12 protein-coding genes are annotated in these 17040 nt (G+C 48.4%); 5 read left to right on the top strand and 7 right to left on the bottom strand.

Annotated elements, in window-relative coordinates; all coding sequences use genetic code 11:
• Positions 1-108: 108 nt before the first annotated feature.
• Both C2M17_RS15700 and C2M17_RS15695 read right to left on the bottom strand, forming a co-directional pair.
• A complete protein-coding gene (locus C2M17_RS15700; RefSeq protein WP_105201644.1) occupies positions 109-405 on the bottom strand; it encodes a hypothetical protein in 297 nt (98 codons plus the stop codon).
• A gap of 21 nt (positions 406-426) precedes the next feature.
• Positions 427-2655, bottom strand: coding sequence for a bifunctional diguanylate cyclase/phosphodiesterase (locus C2M17_RS15695; protein ID WP_158677880.1), 2229 nt, complete (start codon positions 2653-2655; stop codon positions 427-429).
• Between the two features lie 812 nt (positions 2656-3467).
• Here C2M17_RS15695 and C2M17_RS15690 point away from each other — a divergent pair.
• Positions 3468-4394 (top strand): tetratricopeptide repeat protein, encoded by a 927-nt coding sequence (locus C2M17_RS15690; RefSeq protein WP_105201642.1) that lies wholly within the window; start codon positions 3468-3470, stop codon positions 4392-4394.
• A gap of 75 nt (positions 4395-4469) precedes the next feature.
• Here the strand turns inward: C2M17_RS15690 and C2M17_RS15685 are convergent, their stop codons facing one another.
• The 3 genes from C2M17_RS15685 to C2M17_RS15675 all read right to left on the bottom strand — a co-directional run bounded on the left by C2M17_RS15685 (position 4470) and on the right by C2M17_RS15675 (position 6808).
• On the bottom strand, positions 4470-4973 hold the full coding sequence (locus C2M17_RS15685) for a nuclear transport factor 2 family protein (RefSeq protein WP_158681438.1): 504 nt from the start codon (positions 4971-4973) through the stop codon (positions 4470-4472).
• Between the two features lie 23 nt (positions 4974-4996).
• Entirely contained in the window at positions 4997-5737 is a 741-nt protein-coding gene (locus C2M17_RS15680) for a ferredoxin--NADP reductase (protein ID WP_105201640.1), read from the bottom strand.
• 162 nt (positions 5738-5899) lie between these two features.
• Positions 5900-6808 carry a histone deacetylase family protein gene (locus C2M17_RS15675; RefSeq protein WP_105201639.1) on the bottom strand — a complete coding sequence of 303 codons (909 nt, stop codon included), beginning with the start codon at positions 6806-6808 and terminating at the stop codon, positions 5900-5902.
• 206 nt (positions 6809-7014) lie between these two features.
• On the opposite strand from C2M17_RS15675, the gene C2M17_RS15670 reads away from it, so the two are divergent.
• On the top strand, positions 7015-8043 hold the full coding sequence (locus C2M17_RS15670) for an NADP-dependent oxidoreductase (RefSeq protein WP_105201638.1): 1029 nt from the start codon (positions 7015-7017) through the stop codon (positions 8041-8043).
• Between the two features lie 44 nt (positions 8044-8087).
• Here C2M17_RS15670 and C2M17_RS15665 read toward each other — a convergent pair whose 3' ends face one another.
• Positions 8088-9968, bottom strand: coding sequence for a hypothetical protein (locus tag C2M17_RS15665; protein ID WP_105201637.1), 1881 nt, complete (start codon positions 9966-9968; stop codon positions 8088-8090).
• A 315-nt stretch (positions 9969-10283) separates the two neighbouring features.
• On the opposite strand from C2M17_RS15665, the gene C2M17_RS15660 reads away from it, so the two are divergent.
• Entirely contained in the window at positions 10284-11762 is a 1479-nt protein-coding gene (locus tag C2M17_RS15660; RefSeq protein ID WP_105201636.1) for a cytochrome-c peroxidase, read from the top strand.
• Between the two features lie 15 nt (positions 11763-11777).
• Here the strand turns inward: C2M17_RS15660 and C2M17_RS15655 are convergent, their stop codons facing one another.
• Entirely contained in the window at positions 11778-13733 is a 1956-nt protein-coding gene (locus C2M17_RS15655) for a GGDEF domain-containing protein (protein ID WP_105201635.1), read from the bottom strand.
• Between the two features lie 259 nt (positions 13734-13992).
• Here C2M17_RS15655 and C2M17_RS15890 point away from each other — a divergent pair, with 259 nt between their 5' ends.
• Entirely contained in the window at positions 13993-14490 is a 498-nt protein-coding gene (locus tag C2M17_RS15890) for a hypothetical protein (protein ID WP_158684053.1), read from the top strand.
• 128 nt (positions 14491-14618) lie between these two features.
• Complete coding sequence (locus C2M17_RS15645; protein WP_105201633.1) at positions 14619-16346, top strand: class I SAM-dependent methyltransferase; 1728 nt, start codon at positions 14619-14621, stop codon at positions 16344-16346.
• The last annotated feature ends 694 nt before the right edge of the window (positions 16347-17040 follow it).

The following is a 17040-nucleotide window of genomic DNA, read 5'->3' as shown; positions in this document are numbered from 1 at the left end:
CCATGATCTGTGTGGCTTAACTCGGTTCCTTGCGTCATAGCCCTTGGGGCGTGCCGCCGGCCCATTGTAGCGCATCTGGGCCGAGCAAGTCAGCGTTTGCAACGTTTTTTACATCAGGGGGTTATGTAGCTTGGCGTTGCTCTCTGGGTCAATAAATTCAATCTGGGTAAGGTGAAAGGGGGTGCCCCACTGCTGTATGGTCATTATCTCGCGCTGCTCGTGACCGCGCAGTTTGACCTTGGCGCCTGGTTTGCAGAATGCCTTGGGCAGATTTAATGGCAGCAGGCGTTTACCGTCGTTGGTGAGCAGGCCAAAAAAGCCACCTTCCAATTCGATGTAGCAGACTTCGGCATCCAGCCAGTTATCGTCTGCGTTGTGCTGCCTTGCTGCTGATAATTCGGTCATGGCATAAGTTCCGTTTATTTATTAGTCTGTTATTATCGCCGAACCCAGCTGTGAGCTGTTACCTTGCTCAACCTTGGCATCAGAGGTGATAAACAAGCGTTCAAGCTCAGTTGCAGATATCGGCTTACTGAAATAGTAACCCTGGTAAGAGTCGACCTGGTAGCTTTTCAGTAAATTAAAATGTTCTTGCGTTTCAACACCTTCAGCGACCACGGTGAGATTAAAGTTATTCGCCAAATCGATAATGGATTTCACCACCAGGTGGGCATGTTCATCTGTGACCATGTCTTGCACAAAGGAGCGGTCGATTTTAATTTCATCTATGGGCAGCGAGCGCAAATAACTCAATGATGAGTAGCCGGTGCCAAAGTCATCAAGGGCGATGGAGACACCAAACTTTCTGAGTTTATTGAGCTTGTCTGTGGCATCATTGATATCACGAATAAGCACGGACTCGGTCACTTCAACGATCAGCTTGCTGTGGTCAATCTGGTATTGCTGCACCACCTTAATAAAGTCTTCGACAAAGTGGGCGCGCCAGATCTCTTTAGCGCTAAGATTAACCGCTATATGCAGGTGTTTGCTGTGGTCATGGCGCTGCCATTGCTCAAGTTGCTGGCAGGCGCGCTCGAGCACTATGGCGCCCATGGGCACGATCAGATTGCTTTCTTCGGCCATGTGCATAAATACATCAGGAGAGAGCAAACCTAAGGTAGGGTGCTGCCAGCGAATTAGGGCTTCGGCGCCAATCAGGGTGGCTTTCATATCGAACTTGGGCTGCAGATAAATGCAAAAATCACGATTGGCGATGGAGTCATGCATGGCTTTTTGCAGTTCACTGATCTGACGCAGTTCATCCTGCATATTGGTATCGAAGATCATCGCCTTTTGACCACCGCTGGCCTTGGTGCGATACAAGGCCATATCTGCCAGCTGCAGCAATTTCATGGTGCACAGATCATCGGCGGTAAACACCACACCGCCAATGCTGCCGGTGATCGAGTAGTCGATATCTATATTTTGTATGTCGCTGGCCAAGGATATTGATTTGGAAATTTCTTTAAGTACCAGTTCGGCATAATGTTCTGCGATGCGCAATGCTTCACCTTGAACCTTGTTGAGCTGGGGAAGGACAATCACAAATTCATCGCCACCAAAGCGGGAAATAATCCCCTGGCCCTGATTGATATGCTTTAGACGCTCGGCCACTACCTTGAGTAGCTGATCACCGATATGGTGGCCAAAACTGTCGTTTAATAATTTAAAACGATCCAGATCGAGAAACAGTAATGCACTATAACTGTCTGTTTCCTGGTTTGATTTTATTGCTTTTTCTAACTCTGTTTCCAATCGTGTGCGATTGAGTAAACCGGTGAGCTGATCATAATAGGCGAGGTTGACTATCTTATCCTGATTTCTTTTCTCTTCGGTAATATCCAGTGCCAGGCCTACCAGCCACAGTGGCTCGTTATTGTCGTCGAATTCGGCCACACGTCCTCGATCCCATATCCAGATCACCTCGCCGTTGGGCTTTCTCATGCGAAATTCGATGCTGTAGGACTTGTGGTTGCGCATCAGAGTTTTCAGCACCTTGGCAACCATGGGACGGTCTTCAGGGACGATACATTGCTCAAATTCCTTAAATGAACTGTCGCTATGTTCAATGCCGGTGATCAGTTCCCACTGGCGATTATGCAGCACCTGATTGGTCTGTACGTTCCATTCCCACAGCCCTTCTTCGGAAACGTCCAACACATGCTCTAAGCGCTTTTTGTTGCGATCCGCTTCTTCTTTTAAGCGGGTGATCTCTGTGATGTCTTTGGCGATAACGGCAATATGAAGTCGGTCACGAACGTCGCGAAATGGCACCTTTATGGAGTGAAAGTGCCGGATTTCTCCGGTATTTGCATCTGTGGTCGACTCGTACACTTCTTCTATTTCAAAGCGGCGCATAATGGCCTGAACATTTTCTTTGAAGAAGTCGGCCTGCTCTTTATTGTTTATAAAGTAAAAGTCGTCTTTGCCAAGCATTTGCTCCGGCGAGCTGTTGTAAAGCTTGGCCATGGTGTCGTTGCAAAACTGGAAGTTGCCCTGATAGTCCTTGATCAGCACTACATCGTTAATGGAGTTGAGTAGCTGCTTGATAACGCCTGCATGCTTGTTAACCTTCTTGAACACCAGCAGCAACAAGGCGAAGGTTACCAGCAGTTGTGAGCTGAGCAAAAAAAGCACCTTGGCGGTGTTGTTCATATTTTGCGCAAAAAGCTTATAAAACAGTATCATAGATAAGGTTGATAAAGCCGATATGGCCACTGCAAACAAAAAAATCTTACCTTTGTAAATTTTGCTTATATCAAACATTTATAATCCTAAATCAGCATGATCTGGCAAGTCCTTACCCTTATCAATACCCTATAAGCTAGGTGAATTTCGCGTTTATATACACTTCCTGTTGGTAACCGCGTTATTATTATTTGTGTTCTTGTGTTCTTGTGTTCTTGTGTACCGTGCTGAAAACGGCCTTATTAGGAAGTAAAGCCCACATTTTCCCAGTTGCAAACCGATTATCCAATAAAGCCACATAATTGTGTCTGGTGTCGATCCTGCCAGATTTGCTCTTATCCAAAAGGTTAAGGAGACTTGCCCTGTATATCAGAGTCTTGCCTCACCAGGATAAAGTTTATTCACGCTCGGGCTCGTCCCCATGTATCTTTAACTTTTGTCTTGAAAGCCGCTCAATCCGAGGGAGCCGCAATTGTTGCGTTAACCAAATCTTATAAGTTGACGAGAACACTGCTTTAAAGTTACACAAGTGTTACCTATTATGCCTAAAAATACTGACGAATCTAGCAGCAAAAAAAATATAACTAACAATAAGATAAATTAAGTATGGGTTCAGTGTGTGAGGAATACTATGGCCATTCACTCCTGTTAATGTTCCTTGAACCTTTATTGTTGTTAAGCAGGTTAGCCAGCTACATTTGTAGCTGGCTTTTTTTTGCCTAGGCGTTGCCAAGCTGGCATCATAGGGGCTGCAAAAATAAGAGAAAAAGGATCTAAGCATGCTGAAATGGGCGAGTTACCTGCTATTTGGTGTTATTTTGAGTGTTTCAACGGCGCAAAATGCGTGGGCACAGGCCGAGCAGGAGCCGGTTACGCTCCCCGAGCAACAAGCGAAAGGACTTTCTCAAGAGCAACAAGCTCAGGCGCAGCAATCGGTTTCACAGTTGGATGGGCCCATGTACCGCCCCTTGATCGAACGTTATATTCTCGATGAACTGCAGGCGGTTCGCAAAGATCAGCAGGCATTGCGCGCCGAATACGTGGAAAAAATAGCTCATGCTCAGTTGGACACCGCCGACCGCGCCCTTGGCTACACCACAGATACAATGAATAACCTCTTTATTCTTATTACCGCCACAGTATCCATCCTGGTATTGGTGGGCTGGAATTCATTGCGTGATGTGAAAAACAAGGTAGAAGATATAGTTAACACCCGGGTAAAAGCGATTACGGAAGAGTATGAATCGCGACTGGCCGGGTTAGAAAGTCAGTTGCGTGAACGCTCTGAAGCCATACTCAATAATCAGAAAAAGATCACCATTACCAATGAAATCCACTCCTTGTGGATGCGCGCCAATCTTGAAAGTGATTACGGCACTAAGGTGGAAATCTATGACGAAATCCTTTCCCGTAAGCCCGAAGACGTTGAAGCCATCGCCTACAAGGCGGATGCTTTATTGGAGTTAGGCGATACTCAGCAGGCCATTATGTTGTGTAATCTGGCTTTGGATATCGACTCAGACTATGGTTACGCCTATTGGCAGCGCGCCTGTGCATACTCTTTGCTGCATAAGCACAGCGATGCCCTGGCGGATATACGTATGGCCCTGGAATACTCGCCAAATCTACGCAATGAGCTGCTTCACGAAAGCGCTTTTGCCAGCCTGCACGATAATGCCAGCTTTAACGACATAGTTAACGGCTAATCGAAATAGATTTAAATATAAAAACGGCGGCCAATGGCCGCCTTTTTTTCTGTAAGAGTGCTTGCTGAGCGGTAGTTATTTACCTCTAAAAAACAAGACCTTGGTTACCTTGGCATTATTGATTTCATAGCTGGCAACCACTTCGCCACGCTTATCCACCACCTCGGGGTCTTTGGAGCATGACTCGGAAAGCTCCTGATCTATCACGTATTTACCATGAACTATGCGTTTAATGGGTGTGCTTTTTACGCATTGCAGGCTTTTAAACATGGCGCCATAGCGGGCGATTAACTGTTCCTTGCCACTAAACATCAGCTGATCCGGGAACATATAAAAGGAAATGTCTTCGGCAAAATAGCTAATAAAGGTATCGATATCCTTGTCGTTGTAAGCGCTCAGCAGGGCATCGACCACGGCAACGGCCTGTTGTTGTGCCTTGCTTAATTGCTTTGCGGTTTGCTGCTCGAGTTGATTCTCAACCAGCTCGCTTGCTTGGGCGCTCAGCGGTTCTGCGCTGTCATTGGCCAGTGCCGGTTGCCAAAGCAGGGCTGCCAAGATAGCGACAATATGGGTTTTCATAGTGGGTGTTAGTCCTTTGGTTACTACCAGTATTGCTCTACGGTTATTTGCCCCGGGCTTCGGCGGCGGTTGCGATTGTAGCCTAAATCCATTAAACATTGACTGGTTTCTTTGACCATGTCGGGATTACCGCAAATCATAAACTGTGCCACATCCGGGGTGGCTTCAAGCTGAACGTGCGCAAAAAGTTCGCCACTTGTAATCAGTTGCGGAATGCGCTGTTTCAGTGGCGTGGCTTCGCTCTCGCGGGTGACCACGGGCACATAGTGTAATTGTGGGTATTGCTCCTGTAATTCCAGGATCATCTCTTTATAGCTGAGATCCTTGCTGTGACGAACACAGTGTACCAGTACCAGATGTTGAAATTGTTGCCATACCCGTTGCTCTTGCAGCATAGATAAAAACGGGCCGATGGCGGTGCCCGTGCTTAACATCCACAGCTGCTCGGCACTTGGCACCTCATCCAGGGTGAAAAAGCCATTGCTCTTGGCGGCAATTTGCACGCTGTCACCGGGCTCTAAGCGTGCCAGGGCTGCGGAAAGGGCGCCATCATCCAGCTTGATCAGGTAAAACTCCAGGTTCTTTGAGCTCGGTGGATTAACAAAGGAATAAGCTCTTGCTACGCGCTCATCGCCGATTTGCAGCGCCAGCTTGGTGTATTGTCCGGCCGTAAATGGTTCAATATCCGCAGTAACCACTAAACTAAATAGCTTTTCATTCCACCAGATCAGCCGTTTTACTTTTGCCTCTAACCAGTTTGCCATTGTTTGCTCCAAAGCCTTTAGCTTCAATAACTTAAATCTGGCAATACAATGGGATAAAGTCAATGAACAATCATTATGTTAATGCCTCCCAAACCCTCAGTATCGCGCTGAATTACTTACGCATGGGGTGGAACGGGCGAGGTGATGACAAGGTACCCACACTTAAAAACGCATCGCTTGTTCAATAACGATACCGTGACGCGCCGCTAAGCGGGCATGATCCTTGTCATAGCCACCGCCTATTACGGTTGCTACCGGGGTATTGTGCTCCAGGCAGCGTTTGAGAACCAGGTGATCCCGACGTGCTATGCCCTGCCAACTGATATCCAACTTGCCCAGGCCATCCTCTTGCCAGATATCGACGCCGGCATCGTAGAGCACTAAATCCGGGTTTAAGCTGTGCAATAAATGGCTGAGGGTGTCATCGACTATGCCCAAATATTCCTCATCGCCCATATTATTGGCCAGGCCTATGTCGAGATCGCTGGCACATTTCCGAAACGGGAAGTTCTTCTCACAGTGGATTGAACAGGTGTAGGCATAGGGCTGATGTTGCAAAAGCGCTGCGGTGCCATCGCCCTGATGTACATCCAGGTCAAAGATAAGTACATTGGTCACCTCGCCCGATTGGATCAGGGTTTGGGCGGTGAAGGCCAGGTCGTTGACCATGCAGTAGCCGGAGCCGAAATCATAATGCGCATGATGGGTACCCCCGGCGAGATGACAGGCAAGCCCATTTTTAAGTGCCAGGCGGGCTGTTTTCAGTGTTCCCAGCGGGGCGGTAAAGGTACGGGCCATTAAGCTGGGTGACCAGGGTAAACCGATGCGCCGCATGGCCTTGGCATCGAGACGATTGTGCCACAGATCGTCGATATAGGTGTCGCAGTGAACCAGGGCGAGATCGTCCGGATAGCCTATTTCCGGCTGATGCAGGTTGTTTCGCACTAAGCCCAACTCCTTCACATGCTTATACAGGCGCGCAAATTTGCTCATTACGAACCTATGGTTGGGATCAAAGCTGAATGAGTAATTTGGGTGATAAACCAGGGGCAAATGCGGGTTAAAGCTCATGAGATTCGACAACGGGACTTTTGTAAAGAGTCTACCGAATGATGAACGCCTTTGCCCAGGTTTCTTCACTGGCGCGCCTCGACTTGTTAGGGCTAATAACGCTTTATTACCTAGAATTACACTTTGCAACGCTTTGCCGTCTTGAAAGCCGAGTGACGATCCCAATTATACTTGAGTAACCATTCAAAAATGTTTAGGAATTATTAATGAATACAGTTAATCGTCAAATCCTGTTGAACTCACGCCCGGTCGGGGAACCCACAGCCGAAAACTTTCGTTTGCACCAAGGGGAGATCCCGAGCCCAAAACAAGGGGAAATGCTGCTGCGTACCGTTTATCTCTCGCTCGACCCTTATATGCGTGGGCGCATGAGTGATGCCAAGTCTTACGCCGAGCCGGTTGCTCTTGGCGGGGTGATGTTCGGTGGCACGGTGGCGCAAGTAGTGGAGTCTAACCTGGATGGTTATGCCGTCGGTGACTGGGTGCTGTCGATTAACGGCTGGCAGGACTATGCCATCAGCACAGGCGAGATGGCGATTAACCTGGGTAAAAATCCCAGTAAGCCATCCTGGGCCTTGGGTGTCTTGGGTATGCCCGGCTTTACCGCCTATATGGGCTTGCTGGATATCGGCAATCCTCAGCCAGGCGAAACCGTGGTGGTCGCGGCGGCCAGCGGTGCGGTGGGCTCGAACGTGGGTCAGATTGCAAAAATTAAAGGCGCCAAGGTGGTGGGCATTGCCGGTGGCGAAGAAAAATGTCGCTACGTGGTTGAAGAGCTTGGCTTTGATGCCTGTATCGACCATAAGGCGGATGATTTTGCTGAGCAATTAGCCGCCGTCTGTGACAAGGGCATAGATGTGTATTTTGAAAACGTTGGCGGTAAGGTGTTCGATGCGGTATTACCGTTATTAAACCCCTGCGCCCGCATTCCTTTGTGCGGCAATATTTCCCAGTACAATAGTGACGAGCTGCCGGCAGGGCCGGACCGCTCATACCAGTTGATGTCATTTTTGCAGGTAACGCGCGTGACGGTAAAAGGCTTTATCATTTACGATGATTACGGCCACCGTTATGACGAGTTCGCCAAGGATATGCAACAGTGGGTGAGCGAGGGCAAGATCAAGTACAAGGAGCATATGATAGAAGGCCTTGAAAATGCGCCGGCGGGATTGAACGACGTACTCAATGGGCGCAACTTCGGTAAAATGGTCGTTAAAGTTAACGAACCGCTTTAATCAGCAAAGAAAAGCCGAGCTTCTGCTCGGCTTTTTTCTTCTATTTACTCAACTTTATTGAGCAGCCTTAGGCTCTGATATGAGTAGTCACTTGCACCACTTTTTACGGCAAAGCTGTAACTAAAGAGGATCTGACCACCTTCGCTGTGCAGCGGACGTAGCGAACGCATAAAATACACCGCCTCCGGAGTCGCCAGCGTCTCGGTATAACATTCATCATAGTTTGTAGCAGTAGGGCAATAATAGTTTGAGATAAACTGAATTCTGCCTTGCTCATCAAGCTTCCATAGGTCTCGTCCACTGTAGAAATCATTCACGCTTGGCTGATAATTAAAGAGCTCGCTATAATTGCCAAAGCCGTCGCTGTGCAACCACATATAATTAGTGGTGTCTTTGCTATCCAAGCTAGTGAATGCATCCTGATGCTGGTATATGCCGATAACATCGCTCAGCGTGTTAGCCGATGCCAGGTTGGTATCCACTTCCATAAAGGGGTAGGCAATATAACTTTCTGACTCTGCAAAATACCGAGCTGCCCAGGTTCTCTCTCCATTACTAAAGAAGCTGTATTCCGTGGTCGTTGTTCCATCATTTACAGCCAGGATATCCGCGCCTTGAGTCAGTGTGACAGTGCGTTCCTCACTTTGCTTGGTTTTAGGGCTGTAAATTTGCGTTTTAGCCTTGCTCGCCGACTCCAATGTCAGGACCGTACCACCAATCAAATACTCTTCTTCACCAATTGTGGTCGCCTCTGTAATAAAGCGTCCCGAGTAACTAGCACCAGTCGCTAGCGCTGGCGCAGAGATCTTATCTACCTTGCTATAAATGAGCACATCCGCCTGCGGCATAAGTGCGTCTTCTAGCTCATTCGGATTAAGCAAGCTGACACCTTGAGATTCTGCCTTTAAATCATTGTAGTGCAGTAACTCAATGGCTAAGCCTTGCTCCGTTTGCGCCAGTACTTTAATACCGTCTATATGATGAGTAAAAAATAATTCCACATAGTTATAATCGATATCATAGAATGACCTCGAAAAATCCTCTGAAAGAGCAGGAATAACCAGCCGATTACCTTCTATTTGGGTATTGATAGTCGTGCTATTGAAGTCTTTCCCTTTTATTCTTGCAAAGAATACAGGCAGGCTGGCCTTATTGGTGCTTGGCGTAAGCTGGCCGACCCCATAATAGCTTGATGGCTCGTCGATGAAGAAATAGCTCGGTTGTAACTCAGGGTGAACCGTTTTATTTAAATTCATAACGGTTTCTGTTTCACCCGTGCTCAGCACCACACGAATCTTATCCTGCTCTTGAGCAACAACTTCGAACTCCAACCAGTCATATTCTGTGCATGATAGGCAGGCATATTTTTTTATATCTGTAGTAAAACCTGTGTCACTCACTTCATAGGAAAAATGATGGATATCACCATTGGCATCGGTCATAACCCCGTTGTTGCTTTCGGTGAATGCTAAAGAACTGCCGTTAGCAGGGTTAGTCCATAAACCTTCGAGTACCCCATCTCCAAGCGCAATGTCTTGCCATTTATCTGGGTTATCCCCTACGGTTAATGTCAGTTGATAATCGACACTGGCCTTGCCATCGCTTACTTGTAAAGTAACTGCGTGTTCGCCAATATCAAAAAAGCCTGGAGCTAAGGTTAAAGTGAGCTGCGAATTTGCTACCTCTGTGTTTAACCACGCAGGTTTATCTGCTACCGAAACCGAGATGGTGTCGCCATCGGCATCGGCTAGATTTAATACCGCTTGGTATTCGGCGGCGGCTTTTACATCGTAAGTGAGGGTGCCGCTAAGGGTCGGGGAAGTGTTTGTGTTTATCGGAGTCGGGGTCGAATCGTCATTATTGTCCGAGCCCCCACAACCCACGAGCGTGGCAGAGATCAGGGCAGCTAAGGTGAGCTTCTTCATGGATAATTCCCTTATTGTTGTTATTTATTTGTAATAATCATGTAATTATGTCATTTTTTAAGGGACGAATTCTAGTCATTTATTCCGTTATTTACCTTAATTAATGCATAGCCTAGTTATGTTCTAACTAGATATAGGTCTGAATCCTCCTTCAAATGCAATAAAGCGCTTTATTTAATGTTAAATAATGTTAATAAAGGCGCGCTTGGGATACCATGCCCGCATTCTGAACGCCTGCTATCTAGCTTGCAGCCTTCCTGATATGTAGCCTGGCGTAGCAAAGCAATAATAAATCCAATTAATGAGAATAACGCAATGACAACAAAAATAGCGCTGCCTCTGGCCGTGTGCTTTATGCTGAGTGCCTGTGATTCCAGCGATACTCAAACCCAGGAGCCACCCGCCGTTGAAGTCTCTGCGGTAGAAGTCGAGCTGCAAAGCCTGATCGCCACAGACAAGATTGCCCCTTTAGCACCACCGCAAGAGGCCGTCGCCATTGACAGCCCGTTGGCACAACTGGGCAAGCAGCTATTTTTTACCAAGGCGCTCAGTGGCAATTTAGACACCGCCTGTGCCAGCTGCCATCACCCCAATTTAGGCGGTGGCGATGCCTTAACCTTGCCGGTGGGCGTGGAAGCGCTGGAGCCCGACCTGCTTGGGCCGGGTCGTCTTCATGATGCCAACGGTTATCACCATGATGGCGGGCCCACCGTTCCCCGTAACTCCCCCAGCACCTTTAACCTGGCATTCTATCAACGTACCTTGTTCCATGATGGGCGTATCGAAGTGCTAGATGAACAAGGTGAAATGCGCACTCCAGACTCCGCTTTCGGCGAGCGTGATGATAAGGCCGGCGTTTCTCTGGCTCAGGCGCAAGCGCGATTCCCGGTGACCTCAAAAGAGGAGATGCGTGGTTTTGACTTTGTTATTGATGGTAATAACGACGATTTACGTGCCGCTCTGCAAGAGCGTTTTCAGGGCAACACCGACGAGCTGGCCATCAACAACTGGCTGGAAGCCTTTCGTCAAGGCCTGGAGCAACCCGAAGGTAGCGCTGCTTCATTGCTGACCTTTGATAACATCACCCTGGCCATTGCCGCATATGAAAACTCCCAGGTGCTAATCGATAACCCCTGGGCGGCCTATCTAAACGGCGAGCAAAATGCCATCAGCGAGCAAGCCAAGCGTGGGGCGCTGCTATTTTACAAAACAAGCGAGCAGGGCGGCTTTGCTTGTGCCAGTTGCCATCAGGGTGGCTTTTTCACCGACGAGTCTTTCCATGTGCTGGCGGTGCCGCAAATAGGTCGTGGCAAAGGTGATGGCGAGTGGGGAGACGATGATTTTGGCCGTTACCGGGAAACCAAGGCGGCGGATGATAAGTATGCATTTAGAACCCCGACCTTGTTGAATGTGACGCAAACCGGACCCTGGGGACACAGCGGCGCCTTTACCGAGCTCAGCGACATGCTTGCCCATCACCTACAACCTTATCAAAGCATTAGCGATTATGTGCCCGATGACAATCAGCCGGGAATACAAATAGCGCATTGGCGAGACAACACCGAGCTGGCCTTGGCGCAACTGGACCGACTGCAAAGTGAGGGTAAGTCACAGTTGCAGCCACAGAGTTATGAGCCACAGCAAATCGAAGATTTATTGGCATTCTTGGCAACCTTAACCGATCCCTGCACACAAACACCCAGCTGCATGAACAAATGGGTGCCGAGCGAGAATGAACAAGACGCCGATGGTTTGCGCTTAAAGGCCTATGCTGACGACGGCAACTTGCTGTAATAGGGAGCGGCGGCGTTACAGCGAACTACTAATGACGCAGTTGCGCCGCAAGCGTTTGCCCTGATACAAACACAAGTCCGCCTGTTTAAACAAGGCATTAACCTGAGACTTGGTATACTCGGTGCTGGCTACCCCTAAGGTGGCAGTGATCTCGACCATCTCCTGATTAATGCAAATGCTGGCCTGAGCAATTTTCTCGCGGATTTTTTCCGCCACACTCACCCCTTGCTCCTGTGTGGTATTGGGCAGAATAATGGCAAACTCTTCGCCGCCAATGCGGGCCACGATATCGTATTTACGGATCACGGTATTGAGCAGCTGGGCCACGGTTTGCAGCACCAAATCGCCGCCATGATGACCGAAGTTGTCGTTAATTTGTTTAAACAGGTCAAGATCAAGAATGATCAACGCCAATGGCTGCTCTTCTCGCACCGCCTGGTCGAGGCGCAGTTGCAATTGCGCGAAGAAAAAGCGGCGATTATAAAGCCCGGTTAGGGGATCTGTGGTCGACTCTTTACGCAACCTCAGTTCCAGCAGCTTGCGCTCGGTTATATCTATCACCATGCCGGTCCACATAATGCCGCCGTCGCTTTGGCGCTGCGGAATAGCGTGGGCAAACAGCCACTTGTAGCCAACGCTCAGGGTGACTTTAAATTCACATTCGAAGTCTTCCAGCTTGGCCGCCGAGTGGACGATTTCCTCAAGCATATTCTCTCTGTCGCTGTGGGCCACCTTGCTCAACATGCGTGCCGGGTTTTGCAGCGCCTGCTCGGGTGTCACCTCGAAAATACGTTTTACTCCCTCACTGGCATAAAGAAAGTGCCAGGAGCGCGAGGCCGTCAGCACAAATTGATAGATCATACCCGGGATGATCTGTGCCAGGGCATCCATGCGCGTATGCAGGCTCATGTTCTCGGTTTTATCGAACAGTGAGCCAACCAAGGCATCCTCAGCGCCATTATTGCCTTTTGGTGCTTTAATGCGTTGGCTATGTTCGCACAGCCACACATAATGGCCCTGACTATGGCGAAAGCGGTAATCGCATTTACACACGCCTTGCGCTCCCTGGGCAAGCCAGTGGTTATACTCCGCCTGCAGCGCTTCTCTGTCTTCCGGATGTATTTGCGCCAGCCACCAATGACTGTTGCGTTGTATGTCGGCGACCTTATAGCCGGTGATGCGCTCTACTTCGACCGACATATAGGTAAAGTAGCCAAGTCGATTGAGCGGGCTTTTAAACACCGCTGCCGGCAGGCTGTCGATAATGGAGTTAAGCTCGTTACGTACCTGCTGCAGCTCGTTAATGGTGTTGATGCGGTTGCTGATATCTATATGGGTGCCGGTGATCCACTCCGGCTGATTATTGGCTGTACGGGTGGCTACCCGGCCGCAGTCCCGAACCCAAACCCAGTGGCCATCCTTGTGTTTTAAGCGCACCTCGCACAGGTAAACCTCGTCGTCACCGCAAAAGTGGCGCTCCAGGGCACTGTTGGAACGCTTAATATCATCTGGGTGGGCAAATTCCAGCCAAGTATCTATGGAGATGGGGGAGAGTTCTTCCAGGGTATAGCCGAGAATTTGCGCCCAGCGCTCGTTTAAGATCACTTCCCCGGTTTGATAGTTCCACTCCCAGGTCCCGGCTCGGGTGCTGTTGATAATGTTTTGCAGACGTTCGGCATTACTGAGTTGGTGGTAGCCGGACAGGCGTCTTTGCAGGGAAACCATAATATACGCCTGCTCACCGCTGCACACATGCAAGTCACCTTGATACTCACCGTTCTCGCATTCGGTCTTCACCCAATAATGCTCATCTACAAGCAGGGCGCTAAAGTTCAGATTTTCGACACTGGTACGAAACGCAAACTCGTCTATATGCAGGCCCAGGTAGCGCTGCAAATGACGAGGGAAGACAGCATTGCAAAGCCCGCCACAATCGAAAAGCAAGATGATGGTGTTTTCATTGTTGCTCAAATTGGTTCCTACAACTGTTTAGCTAAGAGTTATCGAGCCGGATTCTTTAGTGTTAGTTGTTGGTAGTAGAGCTCGCGGTAGTAAGAAAAAAGTATAGTGTAGGGATTGATATCTGCGTAACTTTGTTCAGTTTTCATTAAGGAATTTTTGGCGTGTGTAAATAAATGTAAAGGATACGTTGGTTTATCTGGGGTTCATGGAATTGCCACTAGAGTAAAGATATTACAAAGAGGTCAACAGACCGAAAAAGGAGGTCCTTATGCGACTCACTACATTTGTTATCGGTGCGGCACTATTTTGTTTGGCACCCCTGGATGCAGCTCTGGCGAAACCCGAACACTTCGTACCGCCGGGCCAAGAGAAAAAACTGGTGAATCACGACGACCGTGATCACAAATATCGCCATGAAGGTGACAGAAAGCGGTATGACCGCCACGAGCGGGACAGAAAACGCCATGATAAACATCATAGTAAGCATAAAAGGGACCGCCACTATGACGGTCACCATGATCGCCGCTACTATGGCCATCATAAAAAGCATAAACGTAATCGTCACTACTACTGCGACCATTACAGCCACCGCCGCCATGACCGCTACTGGCGTGTAGGTCACCATATTGATTACGACCTATACCGTCACGGCAGAATACTGCGCCGCGACCGCCACGGTCATGTGATTGTTGATATGCACGGCGACATTTTCCGGGTACTGGAAAACAGCCTGGAGATAGTCGAAATCCTCAGCCGTCGCCATTAATTCATATACGCACCAGAACGCCCCGCAAGGGGCGTTTTTTTGTGCCAGGAAAAGCGTGCCGGCCTTTGTTATTGCTATTTGGTGTGTTACTTTTCCTTCATAACTATAAGTAGTAGAAAGGATTCTTCTTGAGCGCTCAGTTTTATAACCAGCATGCTTCGCAATTGGCCGAGCAATACCTAAGCACCGATTTTGAAAAGGTACATGCGTCCTGGTTGCATCTGCTTAAACCGCTACAAAATAGACCACAATGTCGCATGCTGGACATTGGTGCGGGAGCCGGTCGGGATGCCTTATATCTGGCTCAGCACGGACAAGATGTTGAGGTATATGCGGTGGAACCGGCTAAAATGCTTGCCGAGCTAGGCGCCAGACATACCAAAGACTATGCGGTTCATTGGCTGGAAGATTCCTTGCCGGAATTAGAAAGTATTACCAGCAAAGAAATCAGTTTTGACCTTATTTTGCTCAGTGCCGTTTGGATGCATATTCCCGAAGGGCAACGTCCGCGAGCGATCCGCAAGCTGGCAAACTTACTGAAACCCGGCGGCCAACTGGTTATCTCCCTGCGCCATGGGCAAGGAGAGGTGGAACGCAAAGAGCGTGGTATGTATCAGGTATGCGCCGATACGTTAAAGCAATTAGCAACGCAAGTTGGTTTGCAGTGTATTTTGTGTACCGAGCTCCAAACTGACGAGCTCAATCGTGCAGATGTACATTGGCAAACAGTGGTACTGCGCTTGCCGGATGATGGGAGTGGCTCTTTTAGTTTAATTCGTCATGTAGCCCTCAATGATGGTAAATCTGCGACTCATAAATTGGCACTGATGCGGGTGCTGTTGCGCATTGCCGATGGTCACCCAGGAGCCGTGATACGCAGGGAGGACAATCGCGTCATTTTGCCCGCGGGTTTGGTCGCCTTGTATTGGTGTCATCAGTATAAGGATTTGATCGACCACTACGATCTGTATCAAACGCCCAACGCCAGTCCAAACATGGGGTTTATGAAAGACGATGGCTGGCATAAATTAAGGCACCTGAACTCAACAGATTTTCGCGTCGGCAACCGATTTGTGGGTGAGGATGCGCGAGCCTTGCATCGAACTCTCTCCCACGCAGTGCAGAATATCCGCAATATGCCCTGCAAATATATTACCTTTCCCAACACCGAACGTTGTGTATTCGAGCTTGCGAGCCAAGTCGTTCGTGCCAAGGACACCCTGTTTGTGGATTTTGAGGGGCTGTGCCAATGGGGCGAGTTTTCCCTGCCCGAGCATGTTTGGACAGCTCTGAATCGTTATGCCTGTTGGATTGAACCCGTTTTAGTCAGCGAATGGGCAAAAACCATGGCCAGTTATCGCGGTAATGCGATTCACTTAAACCAGCAGCCATATATCTTTTCTCAGGCATTAAACTGGCTTGACCCTAAGCGCACGACCACAGAAGTGCGCCAGCGAGTGACCGATATGGCTGAAGAGGGTGATGCGATTCATTGTGTCTGGACGCAACGTTCGCTGCAGCAAGGTTTTGATGTTGATCATTGCATGCCTTTTTCACGCTGGCCAAATAACGATTTATGGAATTTATTACCGAGTACACCCAAAGCGAACAATGAAAAGCGTGACCGATTGCCTAGCAATACCCGTTTACTTCATGCAGGGGAACATATACGCCACTGGTGGCAACAAGCCTGGGAAACGGAAAAAGAAAGCATGCTTTCGCAGCGCTTTTTCGCCGAGGCCAATCTGGCGCTACCTGGCTTAGGAGTGGGCAATCGTTCGATAGACGACTTGTTTGCCGCTTTGGTATTACAGCGCGGGCGTTTACGTGAATTGCAGCAATTGCAGGAGTGGTAACTGACCCTCCTGTTAGTATTGTACAGTTGTATTATAGGAGGAGTTCTCATCATTTTTATGGTGTTCACGCCGCAATGGCTATTTACGTACTCACCTTAAAAGCTAATAAACAGGCTAATGGCCGTTTACCTGTCCGTAATGGACATTGTTTATTTCTGCGATGTCCGATAAAGGGGATGAATACAAAGGCTTATTTAGCACCGCGCCTGAACTTCGACTACGCGCGACCCAGTAATCGAATGTAACACGGGAAACATAATCGAGCTGGCGCTGTTGCTATTGTTTCACTTCGTCAAATATCTTACTTATAACTTTCGGGGTAAAGACCTCAGAAACTTCCGCCCATCCACTCTTTGAAATGAACCTCAATACTGTACACAGATTTTTGGATTTTCCGTTATATGAGTTGCCGTAGCTTTTGCCTTACTTTAAATGTTTTGTAGAGCTAATATATTGTTCTACCTAGGAGCTCAAATAGACCTGCAACTTTTTTGGTTGGTAGCGTATTAATGCGAGTACAACAGGGTGAAAATAACGCTGGGTGATTATGTTACTGCAAAAGGGTTGGCGTCAGATAATTTTCAAATATTGTTTTTGCTTTAGGTAAACTTCAAGATTTGGCTTGAAATGACTTATTTGCTCGTTCAAAAAAGAATACGCATAACTATACTTTGATAGATAACTACCAACAAAG

The organism is Pseudoalteromonas sp. T1lg10, from assembly GCF_002964545.1.
Lineage (GTDB): Bacteria > Pseudomonadota > Gammaproteobacteria > Enterobacterales > Alteromonadaceae > Pseudoalteromonas.
This window is presented reverse-complemented; position numbering and strand designations above follow the sequence as displayed.